Source organism: Pontivivens nitratireducens, from assembly GCF_014235845.1.
Taxonomy (GTDB): domain Bacteria; phylum Pseudomonadota; class Alphaproteobacteria; order Rhodobacterales; family Rhodobacteraceae; genus Pontivivens; species Pontivivens nitratireducens.
The window spans coordinates 103266-119346 of record NZ_JACJUQ010000008.1 but is presented as its reverse complement, the minus strand read 5'-3'; the positions used below and the strand labels follow the sequence as shown (position 1 = coordinate 119346).

Annotated in this window: 20 protein-coding genes; 4 read left to right on the top strand and 16 right to left on the bottom strand. The window is 63.3% G+C overall.

Going from position 1 to position 16081, the window contains the following annotated elements; all coding sequences use genetic code 11:
* Window positions 1–28 precede the first annotated feature (28 nt).
* Window positions 29–481: an SgcJ/EcaC family oxidoreductase gene (locus tag H1S03_RS10940; protein ID WP_185804520.1), complete on the top strand. Its 453-nt coding sequence runs from the start codon at window positions 29–31 to the stop codon at window positions 479–481.
* On the opposite strand, the gene H1S03_RS10935 is transcribed toward H1S03_RS10940, so the two are convergent.
* The 3 genes from H1S03_RS10935 to H1S03_RS10925 all read right to left on the bottom strand — a co-directional run bounded on the left by H1S03_RS10935 (window position 463) and on the right by H1S03_RS10925 (window position 3494).
* Window positions 463–1023 carry a cysteine hydrolase family protein gene (locus H1S03_RS10935; RefSeq protein WP_185804470.1) on the bottom strand — a complete coding sequence of 187 codons (561 nt, stop codon included), beginning with the start codon at window positions 1021–1023 and terminating at the stop codon, window positions 463–465. The genes H1S03_RS10940 and H1S03_RS10935 overlap by 19 nt on opposite strands.
* Before the next feature lie 76 nt (window positions 1024–1099).
* A complete protein-coding gene (gene glpX, locus H1S03_RS10930) occupies window positions 1100–2068 on the bottom strand; it encodes a class II fructose-bisphosphatase (RefSeq protein WP_166193550.1) in 969 nt (322 codons plus the stop codon).
* 190 nt (window positions 2069–2258) lie between these two features.
* On the bottom strand, window positions 2259–3494 hold the full coding sequence (locus H1S03_RS10925; protein WP_185804469.1) for an MFS transporter: 1236 nt from the start codon (window positions 3492–3494) through the stop codon (window positions 2259–2261).
* 138 nt (window positions 3495–3632) lie between these two features.
* On the opposite strand from H1S03_RS10925, the gene zapE reads away from it, so the two are divergent.
* Complete coding sequence (gene zapE / locus H1S03_RS10920; protein ID WP_185804468.1) at window positions 3633–4724, top strand: cell division protein ZapE; 1092 nt, start codon at window positions 3633–3635, stop codon at window positions 4722–4724.
* Here the strand turns inward: zapE and H1S03_RS10915 are convergent.
* The 11 genes from H1S03_RS10915 to H1S03_RS10865 all read right to left on the bottom strand — a co-directional run bounded on the left by H1S03_RS10915 (window position 4721) and on the right by H1S03_RS10865 (window position 12148).
* Complete coding sequence (locus tag H1S03_RS10915) at window positions 4721–4966, bottom strand: hypothetical protein (RefSeq protein WP_185804467.1); 246 nt, start codon at window positions 4964–4966, stop codon at window positions 4721–4723. The two genes, zapE and H1S03_RS10915, sit on opposite strands and share 4 nt — an antisense overlap.
* Before the next feature lie 77 nt (window positions 4967–5043).
* A complete protein-coding gene (locus H1S03_RS10910; protein ID WP_185804466.1) occupies window positions 5044–5478 on the bottom strand; it encodes a hypothetical protein in 435 nt (144 codons plus the stop codon).
* 102 nt (window positions 5479–5580) lie between these two features.
* Window positions 5581–6360 (bottom strand): succinate dehydrogenase iron-sulfur subunit, encoded by a 780-nt coding sequence (locus H1S03_RS10905; RefSeq protein ID WP_166193535.1) that lies wholly within the window; start codon window positions 6358–6360, stop codon window positions 5581–5583.
* An 11-nt stretch (window positions 6361–6371) separates the two neighbouring features.
* Window positions 6372–6686: a hypothetical protein gene (locus H1S03_RS10900; RefSeq protein WP_185804465.1), complete on the bottom strand. Its 315-nt coding sequence runs from the start codon at window positions 6684–6686 to the stop codon at window positions 6372–6374.
* Entirely contained in the window at window positions 6686–8491 is a 1806-nt protein-coding gene (gene sdhA / locus H1S03_RS10895) for a succinate dehydrogenase flavoprotein subunit (RefSeq protein WP_185804464.1), read from the bottom strand. The genes H1S03_RS10900 and sdhA overlap by 1 nt, the downstream gene beginning before the upstream one ends.
* 10 nt (window positions 8492–8501) lie before the next feature.
* Entirely contained in the window at window positions 8502–8873 is a 372-nt protein-coding gene (gene sdhD / locus H1S03_RS10890) for a succinate dehydrogenase, hydrophobic membrane anchor protein (RefSeq protein WP_166193526.1), read from the bottom strand.
* An 11-nt stretch (window positions 8874–8884) separates the two neighbouring features.
* Window positions 8885–9268: a succinate dehydrogenase, cytochrome b556 subunit gene (gene sdhC, locus H1S03_RS10885; protein ID WP_185804463.1), complete on the bottom strand. Its 384-nt coding sequence runs from the start codon at window positions 9266–9268 to the stop codon at window positions 8885–8887.
* A gap of 198 nt (window positions 9269–9466) precedes the next feature.
* Window positions 9467–10498 (bottom strand): MaoC family dehydratase, encoded by a 1032-nt coding sequence (locus H1S03_RS10880; RefSeq protein WP_185804462.1) that lies wholly within the window; start codon window positions 10496–10498, stop codon window positions 9467–9469.
* Window positions 10495–10698 (bottom strand): DUF1737 domain-containing protein, encoded by a 204-nt coding sequence (locus tag H1S03_RS10875; protein WP_185804461.1) that lies wholly within the window; start codon window positions 10696–10698, stop codon window positions 10495–10497. The genes H1S03_RS10880 and H1S03_RS10875 overlap by 4 nt, the downstream gene beginning before the upstream one ends.
* Window positions 10699–10701: 3 nt before the next feature.
* Entirely contained in the window at window positions 10702–11253 is a 552-nt protein-coding gene (locus H1S03_RS10870; RefSeq protein ID WP_185804460.1) for an NnrU family protein, read from the bottom strand.
* 37 nt (window positions 11254–11290) lie between these two features.
* Window positions 11291–12148 carry an HpcH/HpaI aldolase/citrate lyase family protein gene (locus tag H1S03_RS10865; protein ID WP_185804459.1) on the bottom strand — a complete coding sequence of 286 codons (858 nt, stop codon included), beginning with the start codon at window positions 12146–12148 and terminating at the stop codon, window positions 11291–11293.
* Window positions 12149–12393: 245 nt separating this feature from the next.
* Here H1S03_RS10865 and H1S03_RS10860 point away from each other — a divergent pair, with 245 nt between their 5' ends.
* Window positions 12394–12708 carry a hypothetical protein gene (locus H1S03_RS10860; protein ID WP_185804458.1) on the top strand — a complete coding sequence of 105 codons (315 nt, stop codon included), beginning with the start codon at window positions 12394–12396 and terminating at the stop codon, window positions 12706–12708.
* Window positions 12709–12767: 59 nt separating this feature from the next.
* Here the strand turns inward: H1S03_RS10860 and H1S03_RS10855 are convergent, their stop codons facing one another.
* Window positions 12768–13259 (bottom strand): response regulator, encoded by a 492-nt coding sequence (locus H1S03_RS10855; RefSeq protein ID WP_221892678.1) that lies wholly within the window; start codon window positions 13257–13259, stop codon window positions 12768–12770.
* Window positions 13260–13514: 255 nt separating this feature from the next.
* On the opposite strand from H1S03_RS10855, the gene mdh reads away from it, so the two are divergent.
* On the top strand, window positions 13515–14477 hold the full coding sequence (gene mdh, locus H1S03_RS10850; RefSeq protein ID WP_166193505.1) for a malate dehydrogenase: 963 nt from the start codon (window positions 13515–13517) through the stop codon (window positions 14475–14477).
* A 237-nt stretch (window positions 14478–14714) separates the two neighbouring features.
* On the opposite strand, the gene H1S03_RS10845 is transcribed toward mdh, so the two are convergent.
* Window positions 14715–15911, bottom strand: coding sequence for a type III PLP-dependent enzyme (locus H1S03_RS10845; protein WP_185804457.1), 1197 nt, complete (start codon window positions 15909–15911; stop codon window positions 14715–14717).
* Window positions 15912–16081: the final 170 nt, after the last annotated feature.

The window sequence follows — 16081 nt, the reverse complement described above, 5'->3', positions numbered from 1 at the left end:
CTCCGGCGGGGATATTTCAGGACAGAAGATGGTCGGCGCGCCGCAGGACATTCCCCATGCCTTCGCCGCCGCGTGGATGGCGCGGGATGTGGCGGCGTTGGCGGCTCTGTGCGTCGAGGATGCGGATTTCGTGAATGTCGTGGGCATCTGGTGGCATGATCGCGGTGCGATCGAGCGGGCGCATCACTACGGGCTGACGACGTTCTTTCGCGATTCGGTGCTGCGTGTCGGGCGTGTGAAGCTGCGGATGCTGGGGCCGGATCACGCGGTGGTCCATGCACGGATGCGGTTGAGCGGCCAACGGGCGCCTGATGGTACGGTCGCGGGCGATCGCCACATCATGCTGAGCTTTGTCTGCGCACTCGGACCGCAGGGCTGGCAGGCGGTGGCAGTACAGAATACCGATATCGTTCCGGGGGCCGAAACGCAGGTCAGCATTGGGGCGACGCTGATACCGCAGGATTACCGCGACAGAACCTGATCGGTGGACAGTGTTTGCGCAAACTCACCATGCAAGGGGTCGATGGCGGCCTCGTGGATGGCCTGCGCCGAGGGCTTGGTTCCGCCACGCCAGGCGGGCTGGACGTTCTGCGTGAAGGCCGCGCAGGCATCGTGGGCCAGGGTCACGTCGAAGCCCAGATTGGCGGCCATGCGCACGGTTGTGGAAACGCAATGTGGCGTTGTCAGGCCGCAAAGGGTCACGTCGCGCGCGCCCAGATCGTGCAAGCGTTGCTGCAAGTCGGTGCCGATAAAGGCGGAGTTTGCGGATTTCTCCAGCACCGGCTCACCGGGGAGAGGGGCCACGACGGCCTGAACCTCGGCACCCGCACCGATCAGCGGCGATCCGGGGGTCGTCGAGAGGTGCCGAACGAAGATTACGGGCCGCGACGCCTGCCGCCAATGCGCCAGCAGGCGCGCGGCGTTCCGCTCCGCCTGCGGATTGTTGCGCTCACCCCAATAGGCCGCATTCGCCGGGTCGATGAATGCATCCTGGATGTCGATCAGGATCAGCGCGTTTGTCATGACGTCTCCGAACCCCTCCTCCTGTACAATGGGCCCAGCATAGATGCCCCTGCACAATGGAGGAGGGTAATCGCGGTTACATGTTTTTCTGACGATAGTGCAGGCGACGCACCGATCCGGTCTTTGACCGCATCAGGATCGTCTCCGTCTCCAGATAATCGCCGTCGCGCCGCGCACCCTGAACGACGGAGCCGTCGGTCACGCCGGTCGCAGCGAAGATCACGTCATCCGTCACCAGATCGTCCCGCTGGTAGATGCGGTCGTAATCGGTGATGCCGGCCTTGTCCGCGCGGCCACGCTCATCGTCGTTGCGGAACAGCAGGCGGCCCTGCATCTGCCCGCCCATGCATTTCAGCGCGGCGGCGGCCAGAACGCCCTCGGGTGCGCCGCCCGATCCCATATACATGTCGATCCCGGTCTTTTCCGCCTCGGCGCAGTGGATGATGCCGGCGACGTCGCCGTCGGTAATCAGGCGGATGCGGGCACCGGTGGCGCGGATTTCGGCGATCAGCTCCTGATGGCGGGGGCGTTCCAGAACGCAGACCATCACGTCCTGCATCCGGCACCCCTTGGCCGCGGCCATGACCTGTATGCGCTGGGTCGGTGACATTTCGAGATTGACCAGCCCGTCAGGATAACCCGGCCCGATGGCCAGCTTTTCCATATAGACGTCGGGCGCGTGCAGCATGGACCCGCGCGGCCCCATGGCGATAACGGCCAGCGCGTTGGGCATGTCCTTGGCGGTCAGGGTCGTGCCCTCCAGCGGGTCCAGCGCAATATCGACGCCGGGCCCGTTGCCGGTGCCGACTTCCTCCCCGATATAGAGCATCGGAGCCTCGTCCCGCTCCCCCTCACCGATCACGACCACACCCTTGATGTCGAGCATGTTGAGCTGCGTGCGCATCGCGTCCACGGCGGCCTGATCGGCGGCCTTCTCATCGCCGGAGCCGATCAGCTTGGCTGAGGCGATGGCAGCGGCCTCGGACACGCGGGCAAGCCCGAGGCTGAGCATACGATCAGAGAAGAGGGGGTCTTTTGCAGGCATGGGAGTCTCCGTTTAATGGCGGTCGTGCCTTTCCTGCGGGGTTGCGGCCCGCGTTGCAAGTGTCTTGGCCCGTTGGGGGCGTGTCAAAGGGTTTGCAGGCGCGACGGCGTGCCCGGCAGGGCGGTGCATCGAGTGCTACACAAGGATTGTGAAGGTATTGTTCGACGCAGTCTTGCCACCGCAGCCGCGATCAGGCGATCACAGGCACCGCCCGGCGTTCGCGTATCGGCAAGTGCACAATGGCGGAGAACGCGCCGATCCCTACGCCCACCCACCACACGACGGTATAGGTTCCGTAGAGATCGTAGAGCTTTCCGCCCAGCCAGACCCCCATGAAACTGCCCACCTGGTGTGAGAAGAACACGATCCCGTAGAGCGTTCCCATGTAGCGCAGACCGTAGATATGCGCGATCAGCCCCGAGGTCAGCGGCACCGTTGCCAGCCACAAGCTGCCCATGGTGATCGAAAACACGATGACCGTCAGCGGCGTCATCGGCAGCACGATGAAAGTGCCCGCGATGATCGTGCGACCGGCATATATTCCTGCGAGAAGATATTTTCGGGGCAGCGTCGCGCCAAGCTTTCCCGCATAGATCGTGCCCGCGATATTCGCCAGCCCGATCAGCGCGATGGACCATGCGCCCAGCTGCGTCGTGGTCGTCACGCCGATGCTGGCCAGCAGCCCCCCCGGTGCGATGGGGCCGCAAATCTCTGCGATGAAGGCGGGGAAATGCGCCGTGATGAATCCCAACTGATAGCCGCACGAGAAAAAGCCGACGAAGATCAGGATATAGGATGGATCGCGAAATGCGCGGTTCAGGATCTGGCCCATCGTCTCCTCCACCTCGGCGCGGGACGCGGGGGCGGGCACCTTCATCAACGGCAGCAACGCGAGGGAGGCAATGATGAGACAGGCAAAGATCGTGAACACCCCCGTCCAGTTCATGAACCCCAGCAAAATCGCCGCAACCGGGGGGCCGACGACCTGACCCGCGCTGCCTGCCGCCGTCGCGATCCCCAGCGCCATCGAGCGGTGTTCGTCCGCCGTCGCGCGGCCCACCACGGCCAGGATCACCCCGAACCCGGTTCCCGCGATGCCGAAGCCGACGAGAATCTCCAACATCTGGATTTGCCCCGGCGTCACCGCATAGGCCGACAGCGCCAGCCCCGCCGCATAGGTCAGCGCGCCCAGAATGATCGCCCTGCGGTCGCCGAACTTCTCCGCGATGGCGGAAAAGACCGGCTGGCCGAAGCCCCAGGCAAGGTTCTGGATCGCGATGGCCAGCGAGAATTCCGACCTCAACCAGCCGAATTCCTGTGCGACGGGCAACTGGAACACACCGAAACTGGCCCGAATGCCGAAGCTGACGATCATGATCAGCGATCCCGCGATCAGCACGGGTGTGAACAGGCGGGATTGGGTCATGGCGCGGCTCCGAAACAGGCGCGCAGATTAGGGGCGAAGCCGTTCGCGGGGCAATGCAATTATCGTATGCAATTGCATCCACACAATTGATGCGTCTGCCCTCTGGTCCCCCGGCGCATGGATGGTTAAGCATTCGGCATGAGTGATGGACCCCTACAAAGATACCGCGCCCTGATCGCAGACGGCACGTTGGAGGCTGACCCCGCCCAACGGCTTGCGGTGGAAAAGCTGCAATTGCTGCACACGCGCCTGACCGGATATGAGCCGGGTGCGGGACGCAAGGTTCGCGTGGGCATATTCGGCTGGGGCCGCGAGCGGGTGAGCGAGGCGGATATTCCCGGTCTCTACCTGTATGGCGGTGTCGGGCGCGGCAAATCCATGTTGATGGACCTGTTTTTCGACACTGCGCCGATTTCGGCCAAACGGCGCGTGCACTTCCACGCATTCATGCAGGATGTGCATGAGCGGATCGCAGAGGCCCGCAAGGCCGGGCGTGAGGACCCGGTGGAGCCGGTGGCGGAGGCGATCGCACAGGACGCCGTGCTTTTGTGCTTCGACGAAATGCAGATCACCGACATCACCGATGCCATGCTGGTCGGCCGCCTGTTCGAGAAGCTGTTCGCCCGCGGCACCATCGTTGTCACCACGTCGAACCGGCATCCCGACGAATTGTACAAGAACGGCTTGAACCGACAGCTTTTCGTGCCGTTCATCGCGATGATCAAGGACCGGATGGAGGTTCACCACCTCGACAGCAGCAACGACCACCGGCTGGGACGGCTGGCCGGGCGCGAGGTTTATTTCACAGGTCCGGATGCCGACGCGCGCATGGACGATCTATGGCACGATCTGGCCGGCGGCGACGGCGCCCCGCTGAAGATCGAGCGCAAGGGGCGCGAGGTCGTCATCCCGCGCTATCGCAGTGGCGTGGGCCGGGGCGACTTCGCGGCGTTCTGCCGTGTGCCCCTGGGCCCCGGCGATTATCTGGAGATCGCGCAAGCGGTGCGCACTCTCATGATCGACGACGTTCCGATCCTGACCCGCGACGCCGCGAACGAGGCCAAACGCTTCGTCACGTTGGTCGATGCATTGTACGAGGCCAAGGTCACGCTGGTCATGTCCGCTGCGGCGGAACCCGATGCCCTGTACGAAACCGGCGACGGCGCGTTCGAGTTTCAGCGCACGGCCAGTCGCTTGCACGAAATGGCCAGTGACGGCTGGGGCTCTTAGGCCGCGACGCATTCCGGCAGGATCGCGAAATACACCGCGACCGTCGCCACCACCGTGCCGAGCAGCGTCAGATAGATCGCCGCACTGCCCGCGAATTTGCGCGTACCCGTCAGCGCCGCCAGGGTCTGGCGCAAGGTAAATTCGTTTCGGCGGGCGATCATCAGGCTCACCACGGCAATACCGCCGAACAGGACCAGCAGTGGCCACATCAGGGAAAATTCGGGACAGATCGTGTCGGGCATATTCGCGCCTCCTCCCCCTTGCCTAATTGCCGCAGGACATCGGGGCAAGTGGGAGCCGGATCAAGTAGGCGGGCAAGTTACTCCGACCGAAGGCACCCGATACTGTTGGCGGAGATGACGAATGTGCGCGGGCTTCCCGCGACATTGATCAGTCCTGTCGTCGCAGACCCCTCGGTCAGGGCAAGGGTTGCGCCGGGTGCCAGCTTGCAGGTCAACGCCAGTGCGCCCTCCTGCGTGCAGGTCACGCCCTCACTATGTGCCACGCCCCATGCGGCGAAGGTGCCACGGGGCAGCATGTTGTCGGTCAGGGTCGGGGTCAGGGCCGCCTGGGTGCAGCCCTCGGCCCAATCGGATTTCAGGCTCGTCATGCGTTGGTATAGCGCGATGTTCGCGGCCTCCACCGTGCGCAGGGGCGCCATGCGATACCACTGCCAGACAGACCAACCCGAATAGGCAAGACAGACCGCGCATATCACGATCGCCGCAGTGACCAGACCAGTGCCTGCCTTCATGACGTGTCCCCCGATGCATCAGATAGCACGGGCAAGCGCGAAGACGAAAACGGCCCCGCACCTGTAGGGAGGGCGGGGCCGTGCGCAGCTGAGAATTTGCGATCAGACGCGGCGTTCGCGCATCATCTCCTTGATCGCGGCGATGGATTTCGCCGGGTTCAGGCCCTTGGGGCAGGTCTTGGTGCAGTTCATGATGGTGTGGCAGCGGTACAGCTTGAACGGATCCTCAAGCTGATCCAGCCGCTCACCCGTAGCCTCATCCCGGCTGTCGATGATCCAGCGATAGGCGTGCAGCAGCGCCGCCGGGCCGAGGTAGCGATCACCGTTCCACCAATAGGACGGGCACGCGGTCGAGCAGCTTGCGCACATGACGCATTCGTACAGACCGTCGAGTTTCTTGCGATCCTCGATGGACTGGCGCCATTCCTTGGCGGGGCGATTGGTCTTCGTCTCCAACCACGGCATGATGCTGGCATGCTGGGCGTAGAACATCGTCAGATCGGGGATCAGATCCTTGACCACGGGCATGTGCGGCAGAGGATAGATCGCGATATCGCCCTTCACCTCATCCAGACCATAGATACAGGCGAGCGTGTTGATGCCACCGATATTCATCGCGCAGGAACCGCAGATCCCCTCACGGCAGGAGCGGCGGAAGGTCAGGGTCGGATCGATCTCGTTCTTGATCTTGATCAGAGCGTCCAGAATCATCGGGCCGCAATCGTCCTGATCGATGAAGTAGGTGTCGGTGCGCGGATTCTCACCCGTGTCGGGATCCCAGCGATAGATCTTGAGCTTGCGCAAATTCGTGGCCCCGGCAGGCTTCGGCCAGGTCTTGCCGACAGTCACGCGGGAGTTCTTGGGAAGTGTGAATTCTACCATTTGTGTTCTCCTCAGTCGATCGGACGGGCGTCGGTTTGCGCGATGCATTCCACGGTATCGGTCCGCCCCACCACAGCGGCGACGCGTTCCTCACCGCCGATCGCCGGATCGGTGTTGTTCAGGGCCGCAAGCTTTCGCAGTTCACCGTCGGTGGCGTTCTCAACCACGCAATCGGCGATGACCTCCGCCACGGGTTCAGTGACCACATCGTCGGCGACGGCCTCAGCGGTGGCTTCGGCCTCGATCCGCTCCATGCGGCTGACATCGTCGTCGACCAGACCGCATGCCGACATCAGCGCAAGGGCAATCAAGGCTGCAATACGCATCAGTAGACCCTCTTTTTCGGCGCGATTTTCGCCAGGTCGATGCCGCCCTCTTCCTGCGTGGACAGCGGGTCGAGATGCACGGGCCGGGTGCTCAGCGTGACGTTCGCATTGTCCACGACCGCCAGCGAGTGCACGCGCCATTCCGCATCGTTACGATCTGGATAATCCTCGTGCGCGTGGGCGCCACGCGATTCCTTGCGCGCCTCGGCAGCCACAACCGTGGCCAGCGCGTTCGGCATCAGGTTGGCAAGCTCCAGCGTCTCCATCAGGTCGGAGTTCCAGATCATCGAACGGTCCGTCACCTTCACGTCGGACAGACGACCGGCGATGGCGGTCATCTTCTCGACCCCCTCTGCCAGGGTCTTGTCCGTGCGGAACACGGCGGCGTCGGCCTGCATCGCCTTTTGCATATCGAGGCGCAATTCGGCTGTCGGCGTCGCGCCGCTGGCGTTGCGAAGGGTGTCGAAACGTTCCATCGCCTTTTCGACACTGGCGGGGTTCATGTCCGGGTTCGCGGCGTTGGGGTCCACGACCGTGCCCGCCTTGATCGCGGCGGCGCGGCCGAACACCACGAGGTCGATCAGCGAGTTGGAGCCGAGGCGGTTCGCCCCGTGTACGCTGGCGCAACCGGCCTCACCCACGGCCATCAGGCCGGGCACGGTGGCATCCGGATTGTCGGCGGTGGGGTTCAGCACCTCACCCCAATAGTTCGTGGGAATGCCGCCCATGTTGTAATGCACGGTCGGCAGAACCGGGATCGGCTCCTTCGTCACGTCCACACCAGCGAAGATGCGCGCGGATTCTGAGATGCCGGGCAACCGCTCGGCCAGCGCCTCAGCCGGCAGGTGATCCAGGTGCAGGTGAATGTGGTCGCTGTCCTTGCCGACGCCGCGACCCTCACGGATTTCCATCGTCATGCAGCGCGATACCACGTCACGCGAGGCGAGATCCTTGTAGGTCGGGGCATAGCGTTCCATGAACCGCTCACCCTCGGAGTTGGTCAGATAGCCACCCTCGCCACGCGCGCCCTCGGTGATGAGGCAGCCAGCGCCGTAGATGCCGGTCGGGTGGAATTGCACGAACTCCATATCCTGAAGCGGCAGACCCTGACGGGCCACCATGCCGCCGCCATCGCCCGTGCATGTGTGCGCGGAGGTCGCGGAGAAGTAGGCACGGCCATAGCCGCCCGTGGCCAGAACCACCGTCTTGGCCGAGAACCGGTGCATCGTGCCGTCGTCGAGCTTCCACGCGATGACGCCCTGACACACGCCGTCCTCGGACATGATCAGATCGGTGGCGAAATACTCGATATAGAATTCGGCCTGCTGCTTGAGCGATTGCCCATAGAGCGTGTGCAGGATCGCGTGACCGGTCCGGTCGGCGGCGGCGCAGGTGCGCTGCACGGGCGGGCCTTCGCCGAACTCGGTCGTGTGACCGCCGAAGGGCCGCTGATAGATTTTGCCCTCCTCCGTGCGGGAGAAGGGAACGCCGTAATGCTCCAGCTCGTAAACCGCTTTGGGCGCCTCACGTGCGAGGTATTCCATCGCGTCCGTATCGCCCAGCCAGTCCGACCCCTTCACGGTGTCGTACAGGTGCCATTGCCACGAGTCCGGCCCCATGTTGCCCAGCGAGGCGGCAATGCCACCCTGTGCCGCAACCGTGTGGGAGCGGGTCGGAAAAACCTTGGAGATACAAGCAGTGCGCAGGCCCTGTTCGGCCATGCCCAGCGTCGCGCGCAGACCGGCGCCGCCGGCCCCGACGACGACGACATCGTAAACGTGATCAGTAAATTCGTAAGCAGACATGTCGGTCCTCTCAGAGCGCGATGGTGACGATGGCGAAGATGCCAGCGGCAGCAGCGGCATAGCTCAGGCAGGTCGTGGCAACGATCAGCGCGGTGCGCGTTCCGCCCTGGGTGTAATCCTCGATCAGCACCTGAACGCCGCCCTTGAAGTGCATCCAGCCGACGCCCAGCGTCAGGATCGCGACGATCGCCGGGAAGGGGCGGGAATAGGTGGCCAGCGCCGTCTCGTAATCCGAGCCCAGCGTTGCGCCGAAGGTAAAGATGAACAGCGGCACCAGAATGACCAGCGCGATTGAGGACAGCGTCATCTTCCAGTGGTGGTCGGTGCCGGATCTGGCGGAGCCGAGGCCCTCGACCCGCTGGCGGTCTGTACGGAAATCCATGGTGTCTCTCCTCAAACCACGATGATTGTCAAAAGGGTGAGCACGAACGAGCCGATGATGCAGGCCTTGCCCAGATTCTCGGCTGTTTCGATATCCAGCCCGCGTCCGGTATCCCAATACAGGTGCCGCAGACCGGCCAGGTAGTGATACCACAGCGCCCAGACCGACCCGAGCATGATCAGGTCGCCAACGAAGGACGTGATCCACCAGCTTGCGTTTTCATACGCCTCGGGCCCGGCGGCCAGGGCGAGAAACCACCAGACAATCATCAGCGCCGCCACCAGCATGGCGTTTCCGGTGATCCGCGTCAGGATGGATGTGATCGAGGTCAGCTGAGGCTTGTAAATGCTCAGATGCGGTGAAAGCGGGCGGTTGCCCCGGTTCACGTCGGCCATAGGTCCTCCAAGGATAGTCACGGCAGAATTGATCGAAGCCCTGCAATCGGGGCTATTGAGCGACAACCTAGAACAGTTCTATCCCAAGCCAAAGAGCGGATTCGCCGGCTTTCGAGGATTTCCACGTCTATTCTGCCGCAGCGGGTGCGTGTGTGATCACAAAATATTTCGTGTGATCACGTGGTTCGGCCTGCTGCTCTACTTCGGCATAACGGCCCAATAGTCCAAATCCAGCAGCACGTCCGGGCGATATTTTCCGGCCTCGTCACGCAATGGAAACGCGCCGCTGTCCCCCTTCGTGGCGACCAGACGCAGGCGCAACGCTCCGACACCGGCGGCGTCGGTATCGGCCTTGTCCAGAACCTCGGACCAGGCGCGGACTGTGTCGCCAGCGAAACACGGATTCGCATGGGCACCGGCGTTGATGGCCACCATCATCTGCGCATTGGCAAGGCCGTTGAAGCTGAGCGTGCGGGCCATGCTGATGACGTGCCCGCCATAGATCAGGCGGCGGCCGTCCTCGCGATTGGTGGCATCGAAATGAACCTTGGCGGTGTTTTGCCACAGACGGGTGGCGAGCATGTGCTCGGCTTCCTCGATGGTGACGCCATCGACATGGTCGATTTTCTCACCCACCTCATAATCGCTCCACCTATGCGGTGACCCGGCAGCAAGCGTGTCGTAGCGGCTGAAGTCCAGGCCGTGTGGGACGTGCAACGCGCCGGACGCCACCGCATCCGACAGTTCGGGCACGACAGTGTCAGGCGCGGGTGCATCCAGATCGCGTTTGCGCAGCATCACCCAGCGTTTGAAATCCAGTACCAGATCGCCGTGCTGGTTGTGCCCCTCGGTGTGCACCCAGACCACGCCGGTCTTGCCGTTGGAGTTCTGCTTCACCCCGATCACGGTCGAGCGTGACGCCAGAGTGTCCCCCGGCCAGACGGGGCGGTGAAAGCGGGCCTCGGCATAGCCCAGATTGGCCACAGCGTTCAGCGAGATATCGGGCACCGACTTGCCGAACACGGTGTGGAACACGATCAGATCGTCCAGTGGGCTGGCGGGCAGGCCGCAACCCTGCGCGAAACTGTCGGCGGAATAAAGCGCGTGGCGCGCCGGATACAGAGCATGGTACAGCGCCCGCTCCCCCGATCCGACGGTGCGCGGAATTGCGTGTACGATGGTGTCACCGACGCGGTAATCCTCGAAGAAGCGGCCTGCACTCGTCTTCATAGCTGGCCCAGCCTCCTGTCCGGATCATAGTCGCCCGCGACCTCCTTGGTCACCGCCTGACCGCACATCATCACGCCCTTGCCCGCATCGAAGGCGTAGGTCGGGTCACCGTAGAGGCTCCACCCCTTGCTCAGCGCCTCGGTCACCTTGTGACAGAAGGCGGAGGAATCCTCATGGGTCAAAAGTCTGTAGGCGATCATGGTTTACCCCGGAAATGGCCAAACGAAAATGGAGTGGATGCCCGCTATCACGGCAAACACGACGAGTGTGATCACAACCAGCCGCACGTCGCCACCGACAGCCCCCGCCGGGGGGCGATGCCATTCGGGCGTCGCGCGGTTAATCACGAATATCGAGGTCAGCGACCACAGGCCCAGCCCGCCGAACAGCACGATCGCGGCCAGATCGCCGTTCACCAGCAGGTGCGCCACGGTCCAGATCGTGAAGCCGATCAGCATCGGGTGGCGAAACCACGTCCGGGCGCGGCCCTTGGAACTGCCCGCGCCCAGCAGAAAGATCGCGATCAGCATCATCAGGTTGTTGAGGTGAACGGTCCACGCCGGCGGAAACCAGACGGGAATGAACTCGGTTCCGCGATAGCCGATGATCATCAGCAGGATCGAGACGCCCAGAACAGCGGCGATAATGCCCTTGCCACCCTTTCCCATACGGGCGCGGGCATCGGGCGCGATACGCTTGAACAGATGCCCGCCCCACCACAGGGCGACACCGAGAATCAGGATAAAAAACGACATCTCGAACTCCGATTGGCGAAAGCTGGTGGAGGATAGCCTAGCGCGCCGCCTCTTCCAATGTCGCGATTGCGTCCGCCTCCGCCAACAGGCGGCGGGCATTTTCGACGTGCAGATTTTCGACGATCCGCCCGTTGACCACGGCGACGCCGCCGCCGGATGCCTCGGTCTGTTCAAAGGCCGCGATCTGGGCGCGCGCCTCCTCCAGTGCCTCGGGCGAGGGGCCGAACACCTCGTTTGTCACGGCCAGCTGGGCGGGATGGATCAACGTTTTTCCATCGAAGCCCATGTCACGGCCCTGCTCACACTCGACCCGCAATCCCTCATCATCCTTGAAGGCGTTGTAGACCCCGTCGATGATGGCGAGGCCATGCGCCCGTGCAGCCAGCAGGGCAAGGCCGAGCGAGGCGATCATCGGGACGCGGCCGGGAATGTGACTGGCGTGCAGTTCCTTGGCCAGATCGTTCGTGCCCATGACCATGCAGGCGAGACCGGGCGCGGCGGCGATCGCGTCAGCGTTCAGCAGGCCGCGCGGCGTTTCCATCATCGCCCAGATCGCAATATCACCCGCGACAGCCCGCGCCTTGGCGATGTCGTCGGGGCTTTCGACCTTGGGCAGCAGAATCGCATCGGGGCGGGCATCGGCGGCGGCGGCCAGATCGGCCCCGCCCCATTCCGTCTGGGCGCCATTGATGCGCACGATAACCTCACGCGGGCCGAACGGGCGGGACTTCACCGCCTCGCAGACCAGATCGCGGGCCGCGGATTTTTCCGTGGGGGAAACAGCGTCCTCCAAATCGAGGATGAGGGCGTCCGCCGGCAGCGTTGCGGCCTTATCCAAGGCGCGCGACTTCGAGCCGGGCATGTAAAGGACGGAGCGGCGGGGGCGATGGTTCATGGGACTGTCCGGACGAATTGCGTTGCGCCGCAACATACCTGCGGCAGCACATAGCGCAAGAGGTCACGCAACAATATTTCATCCGGACCCATGGTCGCGCCTTAATCTATCGGCATCACGGGCGATGGTAACCGACCGTTAACCAAATCAGCGCAACATGATCGGCAAGCCGTGTATTTCCGCGGCCCTCCCAACCCGAGCCGATTTCAGCCCACCCCCGATTTGCGGGGTCGAAAGGATATTGCATGACCCTTTTCAACAAAGTCCTCGCCAGTTCTATCGTTCTGTTCGCCGCCGGCATTTTTGCCGCCGACGTGCAGGCGCAAGCGGATGAATGCGGCGTGCGGAACCAGACGATTCGAACGTTGACTGAGCAGTTCGGTGAAACCCGGCGGGCCATGGCGCTCGACAATCGGGGAATCGTGGAGGTCTACGCGTCCGACCGTACCGGATCGTGGACGGTGACGTTGACCCTGCCGAACGGGCGAACCTGCCTGCTGGCGGCGGGCGAGCACTTTACGCCGAACCCTGGTGCACCCACGACGGGTCTGGAAAGCTAGCTCTCTCTGGCCTGGGTTCAGGTCCGTACAAAAGCGGGAATCGCCTGCGCCACTCTCCTTCAGCTTCGGTTTGCGATCAATTTCGCCAGCGCGGCGATGACCCCCTCGATCCGGGAGGGTTTGGCGAAGACCTGGATGTCGGCGCCATAGCGCGCGCGCAGGTCAGCCTCACGCCCGTGGCCGGTATGGAAGACGAACGGGACACCGCGTTCGATCAGGCAATCGGCGAGGGGGTAGGATGGCTGCCCCCGCAGGTCGAGGTCGAGGATCGCCGCGTCGATAGGGCCGGTTTCGGTGGCCATCAGCGTCAAACCCTCATCCACCTGAATCACCGGGCCCATCACGGTGGCACCTGCGTCGATCAGCGCAAATTCCAGATCGAGGGCCAGCAGCCCCTCATCCTCCACGATCAGAACCCTGCGCCCGGTGAGCATGTCTACGCATGGCGCGTCGGATGAACGACCGGATGAAAGGCTGAGGCCGCCATCGGCGGGGCTGAAAACCCGAACCAGCGAAGCCCGGGCCAGCGAAGGGAGAGTGGGCAGGCGCATGGCTCATATCCTATTCAGAAGTGATATCTTGCGAATTGCGGCGTGATTGCCACGCAGCGTCGGAGCCTATCTGCGACCAAACTCATGACCATCTGATTAAGATTTCGGTCTGTTCCCGGACAATGTGACGGTTTTCTGTCGCAAGACGCCGGTTCTAAGGCAGTGCGCGGAGCCGTCGGAGACAGGCAATTCTTGCAGTGCATCATGTTTGGCGCTAGGCAAACGCCAGACCTTACTGGCCAAGGGAGACTCGATATGGCGAGAGCCAAGATTGCACTAATCGGAGCGGGACAGATCGGCGGCACGCTGGCACACTTGCTGGCGCTGAAGGAACTGGGCGACGTGATCCTGTTCGACATCGCCGAGGGCACGCCCCAGGGCAAAGCGCTCGACATTGCGGAAAGCGCGCCTGTCGATGGTTTCGACGCGGCGATGAGCGGCGCGAACGACTATTCCGAAATCGCGGGGGCCGATGTCTGCATCGTCACCGCCGGTGTGGCGCGCAAGCCGGGGATGAGCCGCGACGACCTACTGGGCATCAACCTCAAGGTCATGAAATCGGTGGGTGAGGGCATCGCCGCCCACGCGCCGAACGCCTTCGTGATCTGCATCACGAACCCGCTGGACGCGATGGTCTGGGCGCTTCAGAAATTCTCCGGCCTGCCGACAGAGAAAGTCGTGGGCATGGCGGGCGTTCTGGATTCCGCACGGTTCCGGCATTTCCTTGCGGATGAATTCAACGTTTCGGTCAAGGATGTCACGGCCTTCGTGCTGGGCGGCCATGGCGACACCATGGTGCCGCTGACCCGCTATTCCACGGTCGCGGGCATTCCGTTGCCCGACCTGGTGCAAATGGGCTGGACCACGCAGGACAAGCTGGACGCGATCGTGCAGCGCACCCGTGACGGCGGCGCGGAAATCGTCGGCTTGCTCAAGACCGGCTCCGCGTTCTATGCGCCCGCCGCATCCGCCGTGCAGATGGCCGAGGCATACCTCAAGGATCAAAAGCGGGTGCTGCCCGCCGCCGCGCACGTGTCCGGTGCCTATGGTCTCGACGATATGTATGTCGGCGTTCCGACCGTGATCGGTGCCGGTGGCATCGAGCGTGTGGTCGAGATCAAGATGGACGATGCGGAGATGGAGATGTTCCAGAACTCGGTCAACGCCGTCAAAGGTCTGGTCAAGGCATGCCAGGATATCGACGGTTCGCTCGCCTGATTTGATCGCCGCGAATGAACGAAGGCCCTCGGTTCACGCCGGGGGCCTTTTCGTTGCCGGGGGTATTCTTCTTTGAAGGGCAGGGGCCTCCGGCGGGGATATTTGTCGAAAGTGATGAGCAGACGAAAACGACCCGGTCGCATGTGGCGACCGGGTCGTTTCGGTTTCGGCAGGGGCCGTGCAGGAGCGCGTAGGATGGCGCGCTCCACAGTGCAGGGTGGGTGCCGCCCGTTGGGGTCAGATGACCACGACATCCAGCGGCGGGAAGCCGTTGAAGCCGACCGACGAATAGGTCGAGGTATAGGCACCGCAATTGCGGATGATCACCTTGTCGCCGGAGCGCAGGCCCAGCGGCAGGTTGACCGGACGTTTTTCATACAGCACGTCGGCGCTGTCGCAGGACGGGCCGGCCAGGATGCACGGGCCGGTTTGTTCATGGTCGCGGCCGGTGATGAACTGGTAACGGATGGCCTCGTCAATGGTCTCTGCCAGGCCCGAGAACTTGCCGATGTCCAGATAGACCCAACGGTGCATGTCGTTGTCGGACTTGCGGCTGACCAGCAGAACCTCGGCGGCGATTGCGCCGGCCTCCGCCACCAGACCGCGGCCGGGCTCCGCCATGATATGTGCGACCGAGCCGAAACGCTGCGCGATCTCATCCATCACCGATGCGGCGTAGGAGGTCGGATCCTCGATCGCATCGCCATAGAACGCCGGGAAGCCGCCGCCGATGTTGAGCAGGCTGAGCGCGTGACCTGCACGCAGAGCCTCGGCCCAGATCTCCGCGATCTGGTCCAGCGTGGTGCGCCACATGGATGACTTGCGGGTTTGCGAGCCGACATGGAACGAGAAGCCGACCGGGTTCAGCCCCAGTTCGCGCGCCATGTCCAGCAGCGCAATCGCCTTGTCGCGGGCGCAGCCGAACTTGCGGCTGAGCGGCCAGTCGGCCTCGGACGCATCGACGATCAGGCGGATATAGACCTGCGCGGCGGGGGCGTGCTCGGCGATCTTCTCCAGCTCTTCCTCCGCGTCGGCGGCGAACAGGTCGATGCCCGCACCATGCGCGAACGCGATGTCCGAGGCCCGCTTGACGGTGTTGCCAAAGGAAATGTTCTCAGGCGCGGCGCCCAGTGCCAGGCACTGCTCGATCTCGCCACGTGATGCAGCGTCGAAGCCAGAGCCGAGCGCGACCAGACGGGACAGGATCGCACGATCCGGGTTCGCCTTCACGGCGTAATGGATGCGGGCATGGCCGAGACCGGCGCGCAGGGCGAGGAAGTTCCGCTCGACCACATCGGTATCCAGAACCAGCGTCGGCTTGTCGAACTGGTTTGCGGCAATGAATTGCTCGACACGGGTGCTGACGGCCATCTCCGAGAAGGAGTGGGCAGAGGTACGGGTGCGACCGGAAAGGTCGGTTACAAAAGCGTTCATGGTCATCTCCAATAGACCCGGCCATATATGACCGCTCACTTCCAAGGGAGACGTTACCGTCGCTGCGTAACCGTGCGAAAATGCCGTGCCAGAGGCGCGTGCGTTGGCGTCTGAACGGGGATTTAGGATGCTTTCGCCGCTGTGAAAAGAAAAAAATTGCTGTGCCGCCA

Coding starts and splice junctions, on each gene's coding strand:
- H1S03_RS10900 (WP_185804465.1), bottom strand. CDS start 6,686: ATGCGTATTGCAGCCTTGATTGCCCTTGCGCTGATGTCGGCATGCGGT.
- H1S03_RS10905 (WP_166193535.1), bottom strand. CDS start 6,360: ATGGTAGAATTCACACTTCCCAAGAACTCCCGCGTGACTGTCGGCAAG.
- zapE (WP_185804468.1), top strand. CDS start 3,633: ATGAGTGATGGACCCCTACAAAGATACCGCGCCCTGATCGCAGACGGC.
- mdh (WP_166193505.1), top strand. CDS start 13,515: ATGGCGAGAGCCAAGATTGCACTAATCGGAGCGGGACAGATCGGCGGC.
- H1S03_RS10915 (WP_185804467.1), bottom strand. CDS start 4,966: ATGCCCGACACGATCTGTCCCGAATTTTCCCTGATGTGGCCACTGCTG.
- sdhA (WP_185804464.1), bottom strand. CDS start 8,491: ATGTCTGCTTACGAATTTACTGATCACGTTTACGATGTCGTCGTCGTC.
- H1S03_RS10855 (WP_221892678.1), bottom strand. CDS start 13,259: ATGCGCCTGCCCACTCTCCCTTCGCTGGCCCGGGCTTCGCTGGTTCGG.
- H1S03_RS10875 (WP_185804461.1), bottom strand. CDS start 10,698: ATGATCGCCTACAGACTTTTGACCCATGAGGATTCCTCCGCCTTCTGT.
- H1S03_RS10935 (WP_185804470.1), bottom strand. CDS start 1,023: ATGACAAACGCGCTGATCCTGATCGACATCCAGGATGCATTCATCGAC.
- sdhC (WP_185804463.1), bottom strand. CDS start 9,268: ATGGCCGACGTGAACCGGGGCAACCGCCCGCTTTCACCGCATCTGAGC.
- H1S03_RS10865 (WP_185804459.1), bottom strand. CDS start 12,148: ATGAACCATCGCCCCCGCCGCTCCGTCCTTTACATGCCCGGCTCGAAG.
- H1S03_RS10845 (WP_185804457.1), bottom strand. CDS start 15,911: ATGAACGCTTTTGTAACCGACCTTTCCGGTCGCACCCGTACCTCTGCC.
- H1S03_RS10860 (WP_185804458.1), top strand. CDS start 12,394: ATGACCCTTTTCAACAAAGTCCTCGCCAGTTCTATCGTTCTGTTCGCC.
- H1S03_RS10910 (WP_185804466.1), bottom strand. CDS start 5,478: ATGAAGGCAGGCACTGGTCTGGTCACTGCGGCGATCGTGATATGCGCG.
- H1S03_RS10870 (WP_185804460.1), bottom strand. CDS start 11,253: ATGTCGTTTTTTATCCTGATTCTCGGTGTCGCCCTGTGGTGGGGCGGG.
- sdhD (WP_166193526.1), bottom strand. CDS start 8,873: ATGGATTTCCGTACAGACCGCCAGCGGGTCGAGGGCCTCGGCTCCGCC.
- H1S03_RS10880 (WP_185804462.1), bottom strand. CDS start 10,498: ATGAAGACGAGTGCAGGCCGCTTCTTCGAGGATTACCGCGTCGGTGAC.
- H1S03_RS10925 (WP_185804469.1), bottom strand. CDS start 3,494: ATGACCCAATCCCGCCTGTTCACACCCGTGCTGATCGCGGGATCGCTG.
- glpX (WP_166193550.1), bottom strand. CDS start 2,068: ATGCCTGCAAAAGACCCCCTCTTCTCTGATCGTATGCTCAGCCTCGGG.
- H1S03_RS10940 (WP_185804520.1), top strand. CDS start 29: ATGGTCGGCGCGCCGCAGGACATTCCCCATGCCTTCGCCGCCGCGTGG.